Here is a 19,062-nt window from a genome sequence, read left to right on the forward strand (position 1 = left end):
GGCGGATCGAACCGAAGGCTCCTCGGGTGCGCCTTGCTGTTCGCGCTGGTGGGCTGCGGCGATCCGGTCGGGACGCCCTGCGAAATCGTCGGCGACGGATTTCATGCCCGCCACGATTGTGAGCACAGGTGTCTGTCTCGGTGGCAGATCACCTGCCCGAGCGGCGCAGCGGTCACGCCCGACACCTGTTCCGGCGCCTTCGGCTGCACACCCGGCAGCTGTCCGAGCGGCAGCGTCTGCTACGCCGATGACGACCCGTTCGACGACCGAAGCTTCTGTGTGGTCGCAGACGCGTGCGGTCCGCTCGACGCCGCAGCGCTCGCGGACTGGGAGCGTCGCAGCCTGGCTCGTCAGAAGGCCGTGATCGCCGAGCGAGCGGCCAGGGAAGCGCGCAAGGCGGCCTGGCAGGCCGAGCATCCCGACGCGGTCACGGCTCCCGGAGCGACCCGCCCCTGACCCGAGCCGGGCCGCCGGGGCCTCGTGCACCCCGTCGCGTGCCGTCCGACCGGATGGACGCGAGCGGGTCCCCGGCGGATCGAATCCTCCACGGGCTTGCCTGCGGAGCACGCAACCCGCCGGCAACACCGCCGCGTGTCGCCGGAGGGGGACGCCCTCCGGAGAGGCCGTCGCGCTTTTTGCGTCACCCGAAGCCCCTCCTCAGGGACTTACGAGGCGAGGGTGGAGTTCCCCGTCTTCGTCCAGGGACGAGGGGCTCCGCGAACGAGTTCTCTCGAATCGTCCCGAGGTGACGCGACGATGATGGCGCGATCGATGCTCTGGCTCAGATACGGCTTCTGTACCTGCCTGGGATTGGCAGTGATCGGTTTGGCTGCGGTCTCCCCCGATCCCCTGCCGGATGCATCCACCGGAACCGACGTCCCCAGGGACGCCGGCCTCCGCTAGCCCCCACGCTCCGTCTCCTCCCATCCGAAAAGGGTCCATCGACTCCCTGGATGGACCGCCGCCCCACCGTCCCTCGAGCGGTGGGGCGGCCTCGTTTCGGGGCCCCGTTCCGCCGAGGGCTTCGCGCTCCGCCCCGCGCTGTGCTTCGCTCGCGCGATGGACCCCGTCCGGATCGAATCACTCGAGGATCCCCGGATCGCCGACTACCGGAACCTGAAGGACGCGCAGCTCGCCCGCGATCGCGACCGCTTCATCGTCGAAGGGCGCGGCAACCTCCGGGTCCTCCTCGAGCGTTCGCCCCTCGTCCCCGAATCGATCCTGCTGTCGGACCGCGCGTGGGCCGCGCTCGAAGCCGAACTCGGCGACGCACGGCCCGACTGTCCGATCTTCGTCGCATCGCAGTCCGTCCTCGACGCGATCGTCGGCTTTGCGATCCACCGCGGCGTGCTGTCCGCCTGTGCGCGGCCGGCGTCTCGGGATCCGCTCGCGCTCGTCCGCGAGACGATCTCGCGCGCCGGGTCGCGGTCGCGCTCGGCGCGCTTCGTCCTGCTCGAAGGCCTGACCAATCACGACAACGTGGGCGGGATCCTGCGCAGCGCGATGGCCCTCGGCGGCGACGCGGTCCTGCTCTGCCCGCGTTCTTGTGATCCGCTCTACCGGAAGGCGATCCGGACCTCGATGGGCGGGAGCCTGGTCGTTCCCTTCGCCCGCGCGGAGGACTTCGACGCGCTGCTGGCCGGCCTGGTCGATCTCGGCGTCGCGGTCGTCGGCCTCGATCCCGATCCCCGGGGCATCGATCTCGCGGACCTCGACCCGAGCGCGCTCGGGCACACGGCGCTCCTGGTCGGGACCGAAGGCGAGGGGATCTCCGAGGCGGCCCTCGCGCGGGCGACCCACCGCGCCCGGATCGACATGGAGCCCGGGGTCGATTCCCTGAACGTCTCCGTCGCGGCCGCGATCGCGCTCCACCGCTTTCGCGCGAGGTGACCGCCGGCCATTGCGGCCCGTCGTTCGGAGCCCGACGTTACGTCCTTCGCAGAGGAGCGAGCGACGTGGCGCGCGATGGATCGATTCTGGTGGTGAAGACGGGAGAGGCGCTCGCGCCCGTGAAGGCGGCGCGCGGCGACTTCCACCAATGGATCGCGAAGGGCATGGGGGTCGCCGACGACGAGCTGGCGGTGGCGCACGTCCATGCGGGCGATCCGCTTCCTGATCCCGCCTCGATCTCGGGGGTCGTCGTGACGGGCTCGCCGCTCATGGTCACCGACCGCGCCGATTGGAGCGAAGCCTCGGCGGCGTGGCTCGCGAAGATCGTCGAGGCGGACGCGATGCCGGTTCTCGGCATCTGCTACGGCCACCAGCTCCTGGCCCACGCCCTCGGCGGCGAGGTCGGGGCGAATCCGAACGGACGCGAGATGGGGACCGTCGAGGTCCGACACGATACGGCGGCGATCGTCGACGATCCGGTCCTGATCGGGGCCGTCGAGCCGGGGCACATGTCCCATCTCGAGAGCGTTCTCCGGCCGCCGTCCGACGCGCAGGTGCTCGCGACGACGGACCTCGAGGCCCACGCGGTGCTCAAGTTCGGTCCGCGACAATGGGGGCTGCAGTACCACCCGGAGTTCGACCGGGACATCATGCAGGGGTACGTCGCGGCCCGCCGCGAGATCATCGAGAGCGAGGGGCTCGACCCGGATGCGATGATCGAGAACGCGGTCGAGACCCCGGTCCTCACGAGCACCCTCGAGCGGTTCGCGGCCTTCGTCGAGAAGGGCTGACGCGCGGAGCGCAGGGGGCCGGGGCGCGCGATCAGCGCCGTGAGTGCCGCTTTACGCGGGCGCGGGCCTTCTCTTCCGCTCGCGCTTCGTCGCGGTGGCGCCGCACCTGCTCGCGGTAGACCCAGCGAAGCAGCTGCGAACGATTCGTCTCGTCGAGCCCCGCGAACTCGACCGCCGTGCTCGGCTTGCCGCGTCGGGTCGTCGGCGCGTCCGGTGCGCGGACGATCCGACCGGGGAGCACGAAGCAGAGCGAGCCGGGCAGCTCGAAATGGCAGACCACGTCTTCATCGACCCCGAAGTCGTCGTCGCTGGCGAAGCGGAGGCCGCCGGCCGAGACGTCGAGGAGGTCGAATACGTCGTCGATCGGCTCGTCCTGGTCTTCCGCGGGGCCCGGCATCACGAGCCGCACGACGCGGACCTGGTAGCCGTGGGCGGAGACCCGGACGAAGGCGCGCTGCTGGACTCGCTCCCATTCGGCCTCGATCCTGAGACCGAAGGTCGAAGGCGAGCACGCCACGACCGTCGCCTGGGTCGCGTAGCGCGCGTCGTCGGGGATCGGGCACTCGACGAGCAGGCTCTCGCCGCGGCGCAGAGGCTCGATCGAGCCGAGGAACCAGTGGGTTCCGTCCTCGACGTGGTCGACCGGGACGACCAGCGGAAAGCCGCCGGCGGGTCCCTCCGGATGCAGGATCACGAGACGCCCGGCCTCGATGATGAGCCGGCGCGTCTGTGGGCTGGCGTCTTCCACGTCTTCCACGTCGCGGTCCCCTCGGCCCGATCGACGGGCCTCGCACTCGTTTCGGCCTGTCCGACCGACGCTTGAGTTCGGGCCCTGCCTGTCGCCCCGAGGGGAAGAGCGTCAAGCGCGGTGGTGCAGCCCCGCGTTGCTCGACATTTCGAGTGATCACTCTTAGAGTCACCGCATGGATTATCGGGTCGCAGCGCTCGCAGAAGCCGCCGGTGTCGGCGTCGACACCGTGCGCTTCTACCAGTCCCGCGGCCTGATTCCCGGACCGCGGCGCGAGGGTCGCTTCGCGATCTACGGCGAGGTCCACCTCGAGCGTATCCGGAGGATCCGGGCGCTCCTCGACCAGGGCTTCTCGCTCGCGCAGATTCGCCGACTCCTCGAGGACGAGGCCGCCGAGGGCAGCTCCGCCGGAGCCCCCGATCGCGCCGACGATCGCGGCCTCCTCGAAGCCCTCGCCGCCCGGAGCATCGGCGAAGGCACCGTCTCCCGGGCCGAGCTCTCCGCCGAGACCGGCGTCCCCGAGGCGCTGGTCGCGTCGGTGATCCAGGCCGGCCTGATCCAGCCGATCGAGGTGCAGGGCGAGGAGCGCTTCCCGCGCCAGGACCTCGAGATGGTGAAGGGGGCGCTCGAGATCCTCGGAATGGGTCTGCCCCTCGACCGGCTCCTCGAGCTCGCGGCCCAGCACGCGGCGAACGTCGACGCGCTGGCCGAGCAGGCGATCGACCTCTTCGACGATCACGTCCGCACACCGCTGCGCGAGGCCTCGGGCGACGAAGAAGAAGAAGTCCGCCGGACCTTCGAGCGGCTCCTTCCCCGGGCGACCCAGATCGTCGCCCTGCATTTCCAGCGTACCGTCGTCGCCCGCGCTCTCGCGCGGCTTCGCGGGCGCGGCGAGGAGAGCGCCCTCGAACGTGCGCTCGATGCGACCCAGAAGGCCCGACTCGAGGTCTCCTGGCGTTAGGCCTCGAGACGAGTGGATGGGCAGAGCAAAGACAGTGGAGTTTCCGTGGCGTTAGGCGATCTGCCGACCGGTGAAGACAAGCGCGTTCGCGTGCAGGACATGTTCGACCGCATCGCACCGAAATACGATGCGCTCAACCGCGTGATGAGCATCGGCATGGACCAGCGATGGCGGCGCCGACTGCTCGACAAGATCGGCGTCGGGGACGGTGACCTGGTCGTCGACCTCGCCTGCGGGACCGGCGACTTCTGCGAGCTCGTCGAAGAACGGGGCGCCGAGGTCATCGGCGTCGATTTCGCGCTCCAGATGCTGAAGCAGGGGCGCACCCGCGGTCTCGATTTCCGCTCGGTCCAGGGCGACGGCGAGTGGCTGCCCTTCAAGACGGCCTCCGTCGACGTGGTGACCTGCGGCTTCGCGCTCCGCAACTTCGTGTCGCTCAAGGGCGTGCTCGCCGAGACCGCCCGGATCCTGAAGCCCGGCGGGCGGATCGCGCTGGTCGACGTCGATCGCCCCGCGTGGGCCCCGATCCGCGCCGCGCATTCCCTCTACTTCGATCGGATCGTGCCCTTCGTCGGCGGCCTCGTCTCCGACAAGAAGGCCTACGCCTATCTCCCGCAGTCGACGGCCTACCTGCCGCCGCCGGAGGAGCTCAAGGAGATGCTCTCGGGGGCGGGCTTCCTCGAGGTGGAGCGCGAGACCGTCTTCCTCGGCTCCGCGCAGATGCTGACCGGCGTGCGCGGTCCGCTCACGCCGGTGGGAGGAGGACGCGAGTGAACCTGCGACCCGACGCCGACACGATCGAACATCTCGTCGCGCGGGCGCGCGACGAGGGACGAACGCTCTGGCTCGCCTGCGTCGTCGCCGACCCGGCGGTCGAGGCCGTGCTCGCCTGTCCCCTGAGTGGCTTCGCTGCCGCGGGACGCGTGGATCGCTTCTTCTGGGAGCAGGGTGAGTCCGGAGATCTGGCGCTGGCCGTCGGTCTCGCGGACGAGATCGAGAGCGCCGGGGCGGATCGCTTCGCGGACGTCCGGAGCTGGACGCGCGAGGTGTCGGCACGGATGGCGTGGACCGGCGAGACGCGCGTGGCGGGCAGCCCCTCCTTCTTCGGCGGTTTCGGATTCGAGTCGACCTCACGCGGCAGCGAGGATTGGAAGGCCTTCCCGGCGGCGCGCTTCGTTCTGCCGGCGCTCGTCGTTTCGCGGATCGACGGTGCGCCGAGCGCGACGCTGGTCGTGCGGGTGGAGCCCGGGGCGACGGCGGCGTCGGTCCAGGCGGAGCTCGAGGCGCGGGCCCGCTCGCTCGAATCCCTCGCGACCCTGCCGGAAGCCCCGGCGGCAGCTCCGATCGATCTCTCCGACGTCTGGGGAGATGGACCCGAGTACCGGGTCCAGTCGGATCGGCCCCACGCGGTCTTCTGCGCTCAGGTCGAGGACGCCCTCGGCGCCTTCGAAGAGGGTGAACTCGAAAAGGTCGTCCTCGCTCGCTCGCTCTCGGTCGCGCACGACGGTCCGGTCGACGTGCCGGATTTCCTGGGACGACTGCGCGGGCTCTATCCGACCTGCACCCTGGTCGCGATGGGACGTGGCGACGACACCTTCCTGGCGGCAACGCCGGAGCTGCTCGTCCGGACGCGCGGCGACGTCGTCGCGACCGCCGCCCTCGCCGGGTCGGCGCCGCGCGGACGGCATCCCGAGGAGGACCAGGCGCTCGGGGCGTCGCTCCTCGCGAGCGCGAAGGAACGCGCGGAGCACGGGCACGTCGTCGAGGCGGTCCGCGGCGTCCTGGAGGCGCGCACCGTACGGCTCGACGTGCCCGAGGCGCCGGTGCTGCGAAGGCTCTTCGGCATCCAGCACCTCGAGACCTCGATCGCCGGTCGCCTGCGACCCGAGCACACCGACATCGTCGGGCTCGTCGAAGCCCTGCATCCGACCCCGGCCGTGGGGGGCGTCCCGGCGCCGGCCGCGCGGGAATGGTTGAGCCGGGTCGAAGGGCTCGATCGCGGCTGGTACGCCGCTCCGATCGGTTGGCTCGACCTCGAGGGTGGAGGCGACTTCCGCGTCGCGCTCCGGTCGGCGCTGATCCGGAACGGGGCCGACGAGGCCGGGGGCGGAAGTCGTACGCTGCTCTTCGCAGGAGCGGGACTCGTCGCTGGCTCGGTGCCCGCGCAGGAGCTCGCGGAGACGCGGATCAAGCTTCGCGCGCTGCTCGCTCCGCTGACGGAGATCTAGGTGACGGTTCCGCCCGATCTCCGGACGGAGCGCCCGGCGTCGGCCTTCGTCGCCGATCCCGCGGCGGTGTACGCCTACGTGGGCGCGTTCTTCCACGGCGTCCGCGCCGCCGGCGTCGAACACGTGGTCGTCTCGCCCGGTTCGCGATCGACGCCCCTCACGATCAGCGCCCGGCATACGCCGGGCCTGCGGACCTGGGTCGAGCTCGACGAACGGGCCGCGGCGTTCTTCGCTCTCGGGCTCGCGAAGGCCTCGGGCCGTCCCGCCGTCCTCGTCTGTACGTCGGGCACCGCGGCGGCGAACTACCTGCCGGCGATCGTCGAGGCCCACTACTCGCGGGTGCCCATGATCGTGGCGACGACGGACCGGCCGCCGGAGCTGCGCGACTGGGGCGCCGGGCAGACGATCGAGCAGAACGGTCTCTACGGCGGCTACACGCGCTGGGCGAGCGAGGTCCCGATTCCCGAAGCGGGGGAGGCCTCGCTGCGTCATGCGGGGCAGCTCGCGGGTCGGGCCTTCGACGAAGCGACGTCGACGCCGGCGGGCGCGGTGCACTTGAACTGGCCCCTCCGCGAGCCGCTGCCGCCGCCGGAAGGGGAGCTCGAAGAGATCCTCGCCGCGTCGGCCGCAGAGCTGCGGGTGCCGCGCTTCTCGGCGGCGCGAGCGATCCCGGCGCGCGAGGACATCGACGTGCTCGCCGGACTCGCGGAGGCGCACGAACGCGGGGTGATCCTCGTCGGGCCGCGCGACGACGACCCCGCCCTCGCCGACGCGATCGCAGCGTTCGGGACGGCGTCGGGGTGGCCCGTGCTCGCCGATCCCGCCGCGAACCTGCGCGCGGGCCGCGAGCCGGGCCGGGCGCCGATTCTCGACGCGGGCGACCTGCTGCTGCGGGACGGGCCCTTCCGCGAAGCGCGCGTGCCCGAAGTCGTGGTCCGGGTCGGGGATCCGCCGGTCTCGAAGCCCCAGCGGCTCTGGATCGAGGCCGCAGAACCTCGCGAAGTGCTCTGGCTCGACGAAGGCGGGCAGTGGGGCGAGCCCTCTCATCGCGCGACCCGCGTCGTTCGCGGGGGCGCGGCGGCGCTCCTCGATGGCGCCGCGGCGCAGCTCGGCGTGCCGTCGGCGCGACCGCCGCTGCGCGAGCGGGCCTGGTGTCGGGACTTCGAAGCGATGAACACCGTCGCGCGCGCGGCGATCGACGACGTCGCGCGGGACGACGCGGGCTTCTGCGGCCTCACGGTGGCGAGCGCCGTCGCGCGATGCACCCCGGACGACGCAGCGCTCTTCGTGTCGAACAGCATGGCGGTTCGCCTCCTCGATCTGGGCTTCGGCGTGCGCGCGTCCCGTCTCCGCGTCCACGCGAGTCGCGGTGCCGCGGGAATCGACGGGATCAACTCGACCGCCCTCGGGATCGCGGCGGCCACGGATCGGCCGACGGTGCTCTTCACCGGCGATCTCGCCTTCCTGCACGATCTCTCCGGCCTGCTGATCACGCGGCGGGTCACGCTCCCCCTCACGATCGTCGTGCTCGACGACGACGGCGGCGGGATCTTCTCCATGCTGCCGATCGCGAGCCAGGGCGAGTCGGTCGCGTTCCGCGAGCTCTTCCATACCCCGCACGGTCTCGACCTCGAGCGCGTGGCCGGGGCATTCGCGCTGCCGTACTCGCGTGTCTCCGAGGTCGCTGCGCTCGAGAAGGCGATCGAGGAAGGGACCGCCGCGCGCGGCGTCTCGATCGTCCACGTCCCGGTCGAGGCGGGGACGAACGAGACCCGCTACCGGGCGGCCGTCGCGAAGGCGCGCGCCGCGGTCGATGCGGAGGCCCCCTCATGAGCGGCGTCTTCGTCGACGCCGACGGCGTGCGCCTGCGTGCCGTGATCGAGGGCCCCGAATCGGCCCCGCCGGTCCTGATCCTGCATGGCTTCACGGGCTCCGCCGAGAGCATGGCGTGCGTCGCCGCGCCCCTCGCGGCCGACTACCGCGTCGTGCGCCTCGAGCTGGTCGGGCACGGAGAGAGTGATGCCCCCGACGACGTCGCGCCCTACGCGATGGACGTCTGCACGCGGCAGGTCGCGTCCGCCGCGTCCGCCCTCGGACTCGAGCGGCCTCACCTCGTCGGCTACTCGATGGGGGGGCGCACGGCCCTCGCGACCGCCGTCGCCTTCCCCGGACGGTTCGCGAGCGTGAGCCTGATCGGCGCGACGGCGGGGATCGCGGACGAGGCGGATCGCGCGGCCCGGATCGCAGCGGACGAAGCCCTCGCCGATCGGATCGAGGACGAAGGACTCGAGGCCTTCGTCGACCACTGGATGGCGCTGCCGATCTTCGCGAGCCAGTCGCGCCTCGGCCCGGACTTCCTGGCGCGGGCGCGGGCGGAGCGTCTCCGTCAGCGGCCGAAGGGCCTCGCGAACAGTTTGCGGGGGATGGGGGCGGGCGCGCAGGCACCGGTCTGGGAGGGGCTCGAGCACGTGACGGCGCCGGTGTTGCTCGTGGCGGGGGGCGAGGACGCGAAGTTCCGGGCGATCGCCGACGCGTTGGCCGCGCCGATGCCCGACGCACGGATCGAGATCATCGAGGGCGTCGGCCACGCCGCGCATCTCGAGGACGTGAACGCCTTCGGCGACGTGTTGCGCGCCTTCCTCGCCGAGATCGAGACGCGCCGGGAAGGAGAACGAGGATGAGCGAGGTACGACCGGGGAGCCCCGGCGCATGGGTGATGGCGATCCGGCCGCAGACGCTGCCGGTCTCGATCGGGCCCGTGCTCGTGGGGACGGCGGTGGCCTTCGTCGAAGGGGGCCTCCATGCGGGCGCAGCGCTGGCCGCGGCAATCGGCGCGCTCTGTCTGCAGATCGGTTCGAATTTCGCCAACGACGTCTTCGACTTCGAGAAGGGCGCGGACACCGAGGAGCGGATCGGCCCGCCCCGCGCGGCCCAGCTCGGTCTGCTCACGCCGGCGCAGCTGAAGCGCGGCATGATCGTCGTCTTCGCCCTCGCGACCCTCGCTGGCCTCTATCTGACGGCAGTGGCCGGCCCGGTCATCCTCGCGATCGGGGCCGTCTCGATCGTCGCCGCGATCGCCTATACCGGCGGTCCCTATCCGCTCGGTTACCACGGCCTGGGCGACGCCGCGGTCTTCCTCTTCTTCGGCCTCGTGGCCGTGGTCGGCACGACCTTCGTGCAGACGGGGACGCTGCCGACCCTCGCCTGGCTCTGTGCGATCCCCGTCGGTGCGTTCGCGACCGCGATCCTCGTCGTGAACAACCTGCGCGACGTCGACACCGACACGGTCGCCGGGAAGCGGACGCTCGCGGTCCGGCTCGGGCGGAGCGGAGCGCGAGCGGAGTGGGCGTTTCTCGTCTGGGGCGCGCTTCTCTTTCCGGTGGGCCTCTGGCTCGCCTTGGGACTCTCGCCCTGGGTGCTGCTTCCCTTCGCCTGTCTGCCCCGAGTCGTCCGGATCTTCGGCGTGATCCAGACGAGCGAAGAGGGGCCGGCGCTCAACCAGGCCCTCGCGGCGACGGCGCAGACGGGCTTCCTGTTTTCGTTGCTGCTCGCGCTCGGTCTCGTGGCCGGGGTGACCGGGTGAGCCGTCGACCTGCCCTTCGCTCCGCGGGCCCGGGCCGATCGTGAGGCAGCCGGACTTCGGCGGCTGGCGCCGCGGGCGGATCCTGCAGGCCGCGCTTCCACTGGTGCGGCCCCTCGCGACGGCGCACGGTCCGATCGAGCGCCGCAACGCCCTCGTCGTCGCCCTCGAGGACGAAGACGGTCGGGTCGGTTGGGGCGAAGCGACGCCGCTGCCCGAGTTCGGGACCGAGTCCTTCGAGTCCTGCCGCAAGCGGCTGGTCGCGCTTCTCGACGGGACCGCGCCCGCCTCGGACGTCACGAAGCCTTGCGCGGACTTCGCCTGGTCGACGGCCACGCGGGACCTCGAAGCGAGGCAGGTGGGGGAGAGCTTCGCCGAGCGCCTCGGCCGGGACGCGGGCTTCGGGGACGGCCCCCTGCCGAGCGTCTCGTCCCAGGCCCTCGTTGGCGGCGAGACCCCCGAGGCGGTCGTGGAATCGGCGCGGGCCCTCGTCGCCCGGGGCTTCCAGGCCTTCAAGCTCAAGCTCGCGGTGTCGCCGGGCGCGCGCCGTCTCGGTGTCGATCTCGATCGCGTCGCGGCCCTGCGACAGGTGATCGGTCCCTCGGCGCGGCTCCGGCTCGATGCGAACGAAGCGTGGAGTGAGACGGAGGCGCGTCGCGCGTTGGTGGCGCTCGCGTGCTTCGACGTCGACTATGTGGAGCAGCCCGTCGCGCGCACGGATCTCGAGGCGCTCGCGCGGCTCGCCGCCGAGGCGGACATCGCGATCGCGGCCGACGAGGCGCTGCTCGGAGCGGGATGGCGGCGCGTGCTCGAGGCGCGGCCGGTCTCGATCTGGATCGCGAAGCCTGCGGCCCTCGGTTCCCTCGACGCTGCCCTCGAGCTCGTCCGCGCGGTGGGCGAGCAGGGGGGACGGCTGGTCTGGTCGACGCTGATCGATGGGGCGATCGGTCGCGCGGCGGCGCGTGCCCTCGCGGGCGCGACCGGCGCGCCGGACGAGATCCACGGCCTCGGAACCGGGCCGCTCCTCGCCGCGGACCTCTGTGACGCGTCGGATCCCGTCACGGAGGGGCGACTTCCGACGCCGACCGGGCCCGGTCTCGGCCTCACGCCGGACGGGCCCGTCTTCGACGCGGCGAAGCTCGTCCACGAGGTCACGCGGTGACCGGCGCGGAGGAGGGCGTGCTCGCGAACGCGCTTCGCGACCACGGGAGCGCCGAGGCGATTCGCATGGGGGCGACGTCGCTCACCTGGTCGGCGCTCGCGCACGCGTCGCGACGGATGCAGGCCGCCCTCGAAGACGCCGGCGTCGCGAAGGGGGATCTCGTCGCGGTGCTCGCGCCGCCATCGGTCGAGGGCGCAGCCCTCCTCTTCGCGCTCCTCGAGCTCGGGGCCCCGATGCTGCCGCTCAATGCCCGCCTCTCCGAGATCGAGCAGGCGCAGGCGATCGAGGAGACCCACGCGCGCTTCCTCGTCGTCGCGCCGAGCGACGCGCTCGGCTCGCGACTCGCGAGGGAAACGGGCTGCGGTCTTCTCGCGCTCGCGCCGCGGGATGGCGCGAGCCCGCTCGCTCGTCTCGAGTCGCCGGATGGCGCGAGCCCGCTCGTTCGGCTCGAGTCGCCGGATGGCGCGAGCCCGCTCGTTTTTCTCGCGTCGCCGGCGCCCGGGCGCGCGGACGAGCTCGCCGGCGCCGCCGAACGACGACGGGACGAAGGGGCGGCGCTCGTGCTGCGCACGTCCGGGACCAGCGGGCGGCCGAAGGGCGCCGTGCTCGGGCTCGACAACCTGATCGCGAGCGCCGACGGGGCCGCGTCGCTGCTCGGCAGCTCGCCTTCCGATCGCTGGCTGCTCTGCATGCCGCTCTTCCACATCGGCGGGCTCGCGATCCTGATTCGCGCTTCCCGGGTCGGCGCGAGCGTCGTCCTGCACGCGCGCTTCGACGAGGTCGAGGTCGCGCGGGCGCTCGACGAGGACGGGATCACGCGGGTGAGCTTCGTCGCGACGATGCTCGAGCGGGTCCTCGCGACGCGAGGAGACCGTCCGGCGCCGGCGACCCTCGAGCTCGTGCTGCTCGGGGGCGGACCCGCGAGCGACGACCTGATCCGGCGCGCCGAGGCGCTCGGGTATCCCCTGGCCCCCACCTACGGACTGACGGAGGCGGCCTCGCAGGTGGCGACGCGACCGCCGCGCGCCGCGGTCGACGAGCCCGCCGGAGGACTCGTGCCGTTGGGCGGAGTCTCGCTTCGGATCGTGGACGAGAACGGCACGGCGTGTGCGCCAGGGGTCGAAGGGGAGATCCGGGTGCGCGGGCCGATCGTGATGCGGGGCTACCTCGACGACCCGGAGGCCTCGCGCGCGGCGCTTCTCGACGGCTGGCTCGCGACCGGCGACATCGGCCGCCTCGACGAAGCGGGCCGCCTGCGCGTCCTCGATCGCCGCACCGATCTGATCCTGTCCGGCGGCGAGAACGTCTATCCGGCGCAGATCGAGTCGGTGCTCGAAGCCCATCCCGACGTGGTCGAAGCCGGAGTCCGGGGCATCGAAGACGAGACCTACGGCGCTCGTCCCGCCGCCTGGGTCGTCCTCCGCGAGGAGGCACGGCTCGCGCCTTCCGCGCTGCTCGCGTACTGCCGCGCGCGTCTCGCCGGCTATGCGGTACCTGCTCGGATCGAAACGGTCGACGTACTTCCGCGCAACGCGACGGGCAAGTTGCTTCGTCGGCGCCTCGGCGGGGACGACTAGCCGATCGGAAACGACCGGGCGCCGGGCCGCCGATCACGCGGCCCGCGAAGGCCGCCGTTTCGTGGCCGCATCTTCGAAGGCTCGGGGCAAGGCCGCTTCGCACGGATGCTATGTTCGGCCCACCCCCTGATCGAAGGGGGAAGCGTGCGCCGACGCCGGTTCCAGATTCGCATCGCGCCTCACGCGCTCGCGGCCCGCGCTCTGGCCGCAGCGGTTCTGCTCTTTCATTACGCCTCCCCCGCGCTCACGGTCGAGGGCGAGCCCGATTCGACGCCGGATCTGGCGCGCTGGACCTGGATCGGGGTCGTCGAGTCCGGTAGCGATCCGATGGACCCGTCGATCGTGCCCGGGGCACCGCTCAAGATCGAGTTCGTCGCCGATCGCGCGGCCAGGCGGCGCGGCACCGGTCAGATCCTCGGCTTCGGGGACTGTGACGTCGAGGCGAATCTTCGGCTCTGGGTCGGTGATTCGGTCTTCGAGCTCGGCGCCAACCGGCAGACGGGCGACTGTCCGTACCTCGACCTGAGCCTGAGTCTCGACGATCAGGGTGGGACTGCGGCCCGGAATCCCGCGGTCGAATGCATTGGACGCCTCGACGCGCCGGAATGCGCCGTCCTCAGTCTCTTCGCAGCCGGCGAGGCCTGGTGCACGTCGGGAGCGCACGGCTCGACCTGCTCCCGCGTCGCGCTGCCGCACGGTCCCGAAGGCGAAGGGCGGCGCTACTGGGAGGTGGCCCGGCTCGGCGTGCGATTCGCCGACGACGCGGCCCGCTTTCCGAACCTCTGGGCAGCCGCCTCGCCCGACAGCGAATGCCAGTGGAGCTTCGGCCAGCACTTCATCATCGGCGACGGACTCCTGCCGCCCGACACGCCGGACCTGTCCGCTCTGCCTCCGGGTGAAATCGTCCTCGAGCTGCCGTTTCGGGACGTCCGGATTCGCGGACGATTGATCGCGCCGGGCGGCGTCCCACTCCGCACGGCGTGGACGATGGGAGGTTCCGTCGTCGACGTGCACGACGGCAGCGGGGGCCTCCCGTTCGACCCCGCCCTCTCGTTCCTGCCCCTCGGATCGCGCGTCCAACTCGACATCTCGGTCGACGACGCGCGTCCGACGAGTCGGGATCCCTGTGGAGTGACGAGTGCCGGCCGTCCACCGCCCGACGTGCACACTCGCCTCGACTTCGGGCTCGCTCCCGATCGCGACTTCCGCATCTCCGGTCGTCTCGGCGACTACCGGTTGGCCGGGCGCGACTGGGAGAGCTGCGATCTCCTCTGCGAACGTCCGCCTCGCCTCGACGTGTACGCGGCCACCGCAACGGATCCGCTCGTGGGCTGGCTTCCCTCTCGGTTGCAGCAGGAGGAGGCCTATTTCCGCTCCCTCGGATGCGAGGAGGACCGGGACGAGTATCCGCCCGAGTGCGCCGAGCCCTGGGTCGACCCGGCCAATCCGCCGCCCCTCGACACGCTCATCCTGACGACCAGTCTCCATCGGCGGGCCGTCCGCGCCGATGGCGCCACGAGCTCGGCGCTCGTCTCGGTTCTTCTGCAGGGCAGCGCGGTCTTCGACCCCGATCGGCCACTGGCGAATTCGTTCGACTTCTCGGCCCTGCGGACGGCGAGGGTGCTCGCAGTCGTCCTGGCGGAGCAGCCGTCGCATTTCGTCGAGATCGAGCTCGACCATCTCGAGAAGCACGAGTGGCGTTGCCGTCCTCCCTTCTTCCCGGGTGACGCGACGGGGGACGGCGCGGTCGATCTCGACGACGAACAGCGCATCCGCGGCAACCTCGGTAAGCGGTACGTCAGCCAGAGACAGGGCGATCTCGACTGTGATGGCTTCGTCGACGAGGCGGATCTGGCGATCTGGGCCGACAATCTGCGACCGCCGCTCTTCGCGCCCGAGCCGAGCTTCGGGGCGGCGCTCCTGATCGGGGCGGCTTCGCTGGTGGCTTCGACCGGGAGATCCCGTTCGTCCTCCGTGCGAGCGTCTTCGATCGGCTGAGTCGCTGCTTCGGATCTCGGATCAGGAGCCCGCGGGTGTCGGCTCGTCGAGCGCTTCGGCGATCCGGTTCCGCACGCGCTCCATCATCTCTTCCGGGGCGGTCTTCTCCACGTCCGACGGAGATACGGCGTCGAGGATCTCGATCGAGATGTCGTGGCGGCCCTGGAGGACGAAGCCGCGCTTCGGCAGCGCGTCTCCGGTCCCGCGGATCACGAGGGGCTGGATCGGCACGCCGTTTCGCTGGGCGATCTCGAAGGCGCCCGGCTTGAAGGCGCGCATGCGTCCGGTCGGGGAACGCGTGCCTTCCGGGAACATCACGATCGAGCTGCCCGCGTCGAGCGCCGCGTCGCAGGCGCGCATCATCGACATCACGCTGGTCTTCGTCCCGCGCTGGAGCGGGATGTACCCGCACAGGGTCATGTTCCAGCCGATCAAGGGCACGCGGAAGTTCTCGATCTTCGAGACCCACTTGAAGTGGCTCTGGAGTCGGAACATCACGAGGATGTCGAGCAGCGACAGGTGGTTGGCGACGATCACCGCCGGCCCCGCCCGATGGAGCCGCTCGCGACCGTGGATCGTCACCGCCCACGCGGGATTCAGCCAGGTGTAGAGCGAGGCCCAGAAGCAGGTGAAGCGGTGGAGGAGGGCGCGTCGGGAGTCGAAGGGCGCGGTGACGACGAAGATCAGGACCGCGATCGGAAAGAGCACGATCGAGGAGAGGGCGATGAAGGCCCAGAAGAGCGCGGAGAGCACCGGTCGCATCAGGCGCCCTCCGCTCGGTCAGTCGCCGAGCCGTCCGCTCGGGCGCGCACCGCACGTGCCGCTTCGACGAAGGCCGCGAAGAGGGCGCGGCTCGTCGCCTCGTCCATCTTTTCCGGGTGCCACTGCACGCCGATCTCCCAGCGATCCGGGGTCTCGATGGCTTCGATGACCCCGTCGGAAGCGGTCGCCGCGACGCGGTGACCGTCACCGATCGCGCGAACGGCCTGATGATGGAGGCTGTTGACCCGATGCGCACCCGGGCCGAGGATCGCCGCGAGGCGCGTCTGCGGGGCGACCTCGATCGGGTGGCGCCGGGACTCGTCGAGGCGGTGGGCATCGAATGCGCCGACGGCGCTCGGGAGATGGGGCTCGAGCTCGGCGCCGGATTCGCGGGCGAGCAGCTGCATCCCGTAGCAGATCCCCAGTATGGGCCGGTCGCGTTCGCGCGCGGCGGCCAGGATCGCCGCGTCGAAGGCGATCTGCGAAGCCGGAGCGAGGTCGAGCTCGACGCCCGAAGGAAGCGGTCGATCGCTCGGGAAATCGTCGCCGCCGGGCAGGAGCAGCCCATCGAGCCCTTCGATCAGCCCCGCCGTGTCCGACTGGATCGGAAGCTGCACCGCGATCCCGCCCGCCTCGTCGACCGCCCGCGCGTAGGCGTGGTCGATGTAGACGTAGTCCCTACCCGGCCGCCAGCGACCGCGATCGTCGAGGCAGAGCGGAATCCCGATTCGCGGCCTTTCCATGGCACGAGCATAGCCAGCTGCGGCATCCTGCCCGGATGGCGCAGGTGGTGATCGCGGGATGCGGCTACGTGGGGAACGCGTTGGCCGGGATGCTGATGGCGGAGGGGCACGAAGTCTTCGGCGTCCGACGAAACGTCGACGCCCTGGCTCCGGGCGTGAAGGGCATCGCCGGCGATCTCGCCGAGCCGTCGGCGCTCGGGCCGGCGCCGCCGCGGGTCGAGTACGCGGTCTTCGCCGTCGGCGCCGACGGCGGAAACGAGAAGGCCTATCGCCACGCCTATCTCGACGGCCTCGCGGGCTTCCTCCAGTGGCTCCTCGACGAGGGACAGCGACCGAAGCGGATCGTGATGACCTCGAGCACGAGCGTCTACGGGCAGCGGCGAGGCGAGATCATCACCGAGGAATCCCCCACCCATCCCACCCAGTTCCGCGGCGAGACCCTGCTCGCGAGCGAGGGGCTCGTCTCCGCCAGCGCGATCCGGAGCGTCGTCGTCCGACTCGGGGGGATCTACGGGCCCGGTCGCACGCGCTTGATCCAGCGTGCCCGGTCGGGGGAGCTCGTCCTGCGAGGGCGTGAGCACTACACGAACCGGATCCACCGGGACGATGCCGCCGGCCTGATTCGTCATCTGCTCTTCCATCCCGATCCGGCGCCCCTCTATCTCGGCGTCGACGACCGGAGCGCCGAGGAGTCCGAGGTCTACACCTGGCTCGCGAAGGAGACCGGTGGCCCGCCGCCGAAGGAGCCGGACGCCGAGGCCGCGCCGAGCGATCGGCGGAGGGAGGTCGGGAGCAAGCGATGCAGCAACGCCCTCGCCCGGGAGAGCGGCTACCGATTCCGCTTCCCGACCTACCGTGAGGGCTACGGCGAGCTGATCCGCGAGACGGCCGACGCTTGAGCGACGGCCGTCCGATGCCGCGACTCGCCTCCGAGACCCTCGCCATGCCCGGGGCGATCTATTCGCCCTTCGCGGATCGCATGGCGGATCACCCGGGCCCGCTCTTCCCCCTCCACGTCGGCGATACCTGGCGGGATCCCTTCCCCGGCGCGCGCTCCGAGGACGTCGCGTCGGCGGATCATCCGCGCCTCCACGCCTACGGCGACACGCGCGGCCTGCCGGCGCTGATCGAGGCGATCGCCGCGAAGCTCGCGCGCCGCAACGGGCTGACGCACGCGCCGGACGAGATCCTCGTGACCGCCGGCGCGACGGGAGGACTGGCGGCCGTCGCCGGAGCGACGCTCTCGCCCGGCGACGAGATCCTGATCCTGGCCCCGTTCTGGCCCCTCATCCGGGGGATCGCCCAGAGCTTCCGCGCGAAGCCCGTGGAGGTCCCCTTCTTCGATCGCGTCTCGAACGTCGAGGAGGCCGTCGCGTCGGTCGCTTCACGGATCACCCCCCGGAGCCGCGTCCTCTACGTCTCGACGCCGTCGAATCCGACGGGTCGGGTGATTCCGGGGGAGTGGCTCGAAGCGCTCGCGGCGCTCGCCCGGCGCCACGACCTCTGGATCTTCTCCGACGAGGTCTACGAGGACTATCACTACGACGGCGGCCCCGGCGCCCACGTCTCGATGGCCTGCTTCGCGCCCGAACGGACGGTCTCGGTCTACTCGTTCTCGAAGAGCTACGCGATGGCGGGGCAGCGGGTGGGCTACCTGGCCGCGCCCGCGGACCTGATCCACAACGCACGCAAGATCGGGACCCACGTCTACTACCACGCACCGATCATCGCGCAGTACACGGCCCTCGCGGCCCTCGAAGGCGGGGCGGGCTGGCTCGAGACGGCCCACGCCCAGGATCGCGAGGTCGGACGCCGGGTCGCCGACCTGCTCGGCGAGGACGCGCCGCGGGGCGGGACCTTCCTCTTCCTGGACGTGCGCGATCGCCTGGACGAACGGGGGCTCGAGGGACTGCTCGAGGACTGCCTCGCCGAGGGCGTCCTCGTCGCGCCGGGCTCGAGCTGCGGCGAGGCCTACGGCGAATGGATCCGGTTGAGCTTCACGGCCGCACCGGCGGACGACGTGATCGAGGCGGCGACGCGACTCGCGAAGGTCCTCGGTCGCGGCTGAAGCGCGCGGGGGCACGCCCTTCGGGCCCGTGATCGAGTATCCTCGGTCGGCCGCGCCTCGCGCGACGACACCTCGCCCGCGCCTGTCGAGCGCCCGACCGAAGGACCCCCGCCATGTCGATCGATCTCGTGAAGAACGCCCCGAAGACGCCCGCCCGGGAGGCGAGCATCCAGTCGATGGAGCTCGCGATGGCCGGCGATGGGGAGGGCTGGCTCGCCCTCTTCGCCGACGATGCCGTCGTCCAGGATCCCTACGGCCCGTCCGAGTGGGATCCGGAAGGGCGCGGTCGGATCGGCAAGGACGAGATCCGCGATTTCTGTGCGGCCTTCATCAAGCCCGACGCGATCCGTTTCGAGGTCCGCCAGACCCTCGACGGCAACGGTGCCTGCGTGAACGTCGGGACGATCATCGCCAAGGGACCCGATGGCCGCGTCGGCTGGAACGAAGTGATCAACGTCTACGAGGTGAACGACGCGGGCAAGATCACCCTTCTGCGCTCCTACTGGGACTTCGCGGCCAACCAGAAGACCTTCTTCTAGTCCACGCGGGCGCCC

The 19,062-nt window shown here is 71.5% G+C and carries 18 protein-coding genes; 15 read left to right on the forward strand and 3 right to left on the reverse strand.

Features of this window, described 5'->3' with window-relative positions; genetic code table 11:
• The first annotated feature begins 33 nt into the window (after nucleotides 1–33).
• The 3 genes from NXI30_07650 (at nucleotide 34) to NXI30_07660 (ending at nucleotide 2,681) form a co-directional block, all read left to right on the forward strand.
• Complete coding sequence (locus NXI30_07650; protein MCR9094075.1) at nucleotides 34–456, forward strand: hypothetical protein; 423 nt, start codon at nucleotides 34–36, stop codon at nucleotides 454–456.
• A 603-nt stretch (nucleotides 457–1,059) separates the two neighbouring features.
• Complete coding sequence (locus tag NXI30_07655; protein ID MCR9094076.1) at nucleotides 1,060–1,890, forward strand: RNA methyltransferase; 831 nt, start codon at nucleotides 1,060–1,062, stop codon at nucleotides 1,888–1,890.
• A 65-nt stretch (nucleotides 1,891–1,955) separates the two neighbouring features.
• Nucleotides 1,956–2,681 (forward strand): glutamine amidotransferase, encoded by a 726-nt coding sequence (locus tag NXI30_07660; protein ID MCR9094077.1) that lies wholly within the window; start codon nucleotides 1,956–1,958, stop codon nucleotides 2,679–2,681.
• A gap of 31 nt (nucleotides 2,682–2,712) precedes the next feature.
• Here NXI30_07660 and NXI30_07665 read toward each other — a convergent pair whose 3' ends face one another.
• A complete protein-coding gene (locus tag NXI30_07665) occupies nucleotides 2,713–3,438 on the reverse strand; it encodes a PilZ domain-containing protein (GenBank protein ID MCR9094078.1) in 726 nt (241 codons plus the stop codon).
• A gap of 166 nt (nucleotides 3,439–3,604) precedes the next feature.
• Between NXI30_07665 and NXI30_07670 the strand changes: the two genes are divergently transcribed.
• From NXI30_07670 to NXI30_07710, 9 genes are all read left to right on the forward strand, one after another.
• Entirely contained in the window at nucleotides 3,605–4,390 is a 786-nt protein-coding gene (locus tag NXI30_07670; GenBank protein ID MCR9094079.1) for a MerR family transcriptional regulator, read from the forward strand.
• Nucleotides 4,391–4,435: 45 nt separating this feature from the next.
• The gene (locus NXI30_07675) at nucleotides 4,436–5,164 is read left to right on the forward strand and encodes a ubiquinone/menaquinone biosynthesis methyltransferase (protein MCR9094080.1); all 729 of its coding nucleotides are present in this window, start codon (nucleotides 4,436–4,438) and stop codon (nucleotides 5,162–5,164) included.
• Nucleotides 5,161–6,618, forward strand: a complete 1,458-nt coding sequence (locus tag NXI30_07680; GenBank protein ID MCR9094081.1) for an isochorismate synthase — start codon at nucleotides 5,161–5,163, stop codon at nucleotides 6,616–6,618. The genes NXI30_07675 and NXI30_07680 overlap by 4 nt, the downstream gene beginning before the upstream one ends.
• Nucleotides 6,619–8,451 (forward strand): 2-succinyl-5-enolpyruvyl-6-hydroxy-3-cyclohexene-1-carboxylic-acid synthase, encoded by a 1,833-nt coding sequence (gene menD / locus NXI30_07685; protein MCR9094082.1) that lies wholly within the window; start codon nucleotides 6,619–6,621, stop codon nucleotides 8,449–8,451.
• The gene (menH, locus tag NXI30_07690) at nucleotides 8,448–9,299 is read left to right on the forward strand and encodes a 2-succinyl-6-hydroxy-2,4-cyclohexadiene-1-carboxylate synthase (GenBank protein MCR9094083.1); all 852 of its coding nucleotides are present in this window, start codon (nucleotides 8,448–8,450) and stop codon (nucleotides 9,297–9,299) included. The genes menD and menH overlap by 4 nt, the downstream gene beginning before the upstream one ends.
• Nucleotides 9,296–10,201 carry a 1,4-dihydroxy-2-naphthoate polyprenyltransferase gene (locus NXI30_07695; protein MCR9094084.1) on the forward strand — a complete coding sequence of 302 codons (906 nt, stop codon included), beginning with the start codon at nucleotides 9,296–9,298 and terminating at the stop codon, nucleotides 10,199–10,201. The genes menH and NXI30_07695 overlap by 4 nt, the downstream gene beginning before the upstream one ends.
• 40 nt (nucleotides 10,202–10,241) lie before the next feature.
• The gene (gene menC / locus NXI30_07700; protein MCR9094085.1) at nucleotides 10,242–11,360 is read left to right on the forward strand and encodes an o-succinylbenzoate synthase; all 1,119 of its coding nucleotides are present in this window, start codon (nucleotides 10,242–10,244) and stop codon (nucleotides 11,358–11,360) included.
• Nucleotides 11,357–12,937 carry an AMP-binding protein gene (locus NXI30_07705; protein ID MCR9094086.1) on the forward strand — a complete coding sequence of 527 codons (1,581 nt, stop codon included), beginning with the start codon at nucleotides 11,357–11,359 and terminating at the stop codon, nucleotides 12,935–12,937. Before menC ends, NXI30_07705 begins: the two co-directional genes overlap by 4 nt.
• A 144-nt stretch (nucleotides 12,938–13,081) precedes the next feature.
• Nucleotides 13,082–14,935 carry a hypothetical protein gene (locus NXI30_07710; GenBank protein ID MCR9094087.1) on the forward strand — a complete coding sequence of 618 codons (1,854 nt, stop codon included), beginning with the start codon at nucleotides 13,082–13,084 and terminating at the stop codon, nucleotides 14,933–14,935.
• 21 nt (nucleotides 14,936–14,956) lie between these two features.
• Here NXI30_07710 and NXI30_07715 read toward each other — a convergent pair whose 3' ends face one another.
• Nucleotides 14,957–15,697: a 1-acylglycerol-3-phosphate O-acyltransferase gene (locus NXI30_07715; protein MCR9094088.1), complete on the reverse strand. Its 741-nt coding sequence runs from the start codon at nucleotides 15,695–15,697 to the stop codon at nucleotides 14,957–14,959.
• Nucleotides 15,697–16,440 carry a gamma-glutamyl-gamma-aminobutyrate hydrolase family protein gene (locus NXI30_07720; GenBank protein ID MCR9094089.1) on the reverse strand — a complete coding sequence of 248 codons (744 nt, stop codon included), beginning with the start codon at nucleotides 16,438–16,440 and terminating at the stop codon, nucleotides 15,697–15,699. The genes NXI30_07715 and NXI30_07720 overlap by 1 nt, the downstream gene beginning before the upstream one ends.
• Nucleotides 16,441–16,475: 35 nt before the next feature.
• Here NXI30_07720 and NXI30_07725 point away from each other — a divergent pair, with 35 nt between their 5' ends.
• From NXI30_07725 to NXI30_07735, 3 genes are all read left to right on the forward strand, one after another.
• Nucleotides 16,476–17,339, forward strand: coding sequence for an SDR family oxidoreductase (locus NXI30_07725; GenBank protein ID MCR9094090.1), 864 nt, complete (start codon nucleotides 16,476–16,478; stop codon nucleotides 17,337–17,339).
• On the forward strand, nucleotides 17,336–18,508 hold the full coding sequence (locus NXI30_07730) for a pyridoxal phosphate-dependent aminotransferase (GenBank protein MCR9094091.1): 1,173 nt from the start codon (nucleotides 17,336–17,338) through the stop codon (nucleotides 18,506–18,508). Before NXI30_07725 ends, NXI30_07730 begins: the two co-directional genes overlap by 4 nt.
• Nucleotides 18,509–18,621: 113 nt before the next feature.
• Nucleotides 18,622–19,047, forward strand: a complete 426-nt coding sequence (locus tag NXI30_07735; GenBank protein ID MCR9094092.1) for a nuclear transport factor 2 family protein — start codon at nucleotides 18,622–18,624, stop codon at nucleotides 19,045–19,047.
• The last annotated feature ends 15 nt before the right edge of the window (nucleotides 19,048–19,062 follow it).

The sequence above is a fragment of the bacterium genome (assembly GCA_024742285.1).
Taxonomy (GTDB): domain Bacteria; phylum Myxococcota_A; class UBA9160; order UBA9160; family UBA4427; genus UBA4427.

Excerpts from the sequence above, each read along its gene's own strand:
- NXI30_07655 (MCR9094076.1), top strand. The coding sequence starts at position 1,060 with ATGGACCCCGTCCGGATCGAATCACTCGAGGATCCCCGGATCGCCGAC.
- NXI30_07670 (MCR9094079.1), top strand. The coding sequence starts at position 3,605 with ATGGATTATCGGGTCGCAGCGCTCGCAGAAGCCGCCGGTGTCGGCGTC.
- menH (MCR9094083.1), top strand. The coding sequence starts at position 8,448 with ATGAGCGGCGTCTTCGTCGACGCCGACGGCGTGCGCCTGCGTGCCGTG.
- NXI30_07695 (MCR9094084.1), top strand. The coding sequence starts at position 9,296 with ATGAGCGAGGTACGACCGGGGAGCCCCGGCGCATGGGTGATGGCGATC.
- NXI30_07715 (MCR9094088.1), bottom strand. The coding sequence starts at position 15,697 with ATGCGACCGGTGCTCTCCGCGCTCTTCTGGGCCTTCATCGCCCTCTCC.
- NXI30_07720 (MCR9094089.1), bottom strand. The coding sequence starts at position 16,440 with ATGGAAAGGCCGCGAATCGGGATTCCGCTCTGCCTCGACGATCGCGGT.
- NXI30_07725 (MCR9094090.1), top strand. The coding sequence starts at position 16,476 with ATGGCGCAGGTGGTGATCGCGGGATGCGGCTACGTGGGGAACGCGTTG.
- NXI30_07735 (MCR9094092.1), top strand. The coding sequence starts at position 18,622 with ATGTCGATCGATCTCGTGAAGAACGCCCCGAAGACGCCCGCCCGGGAG.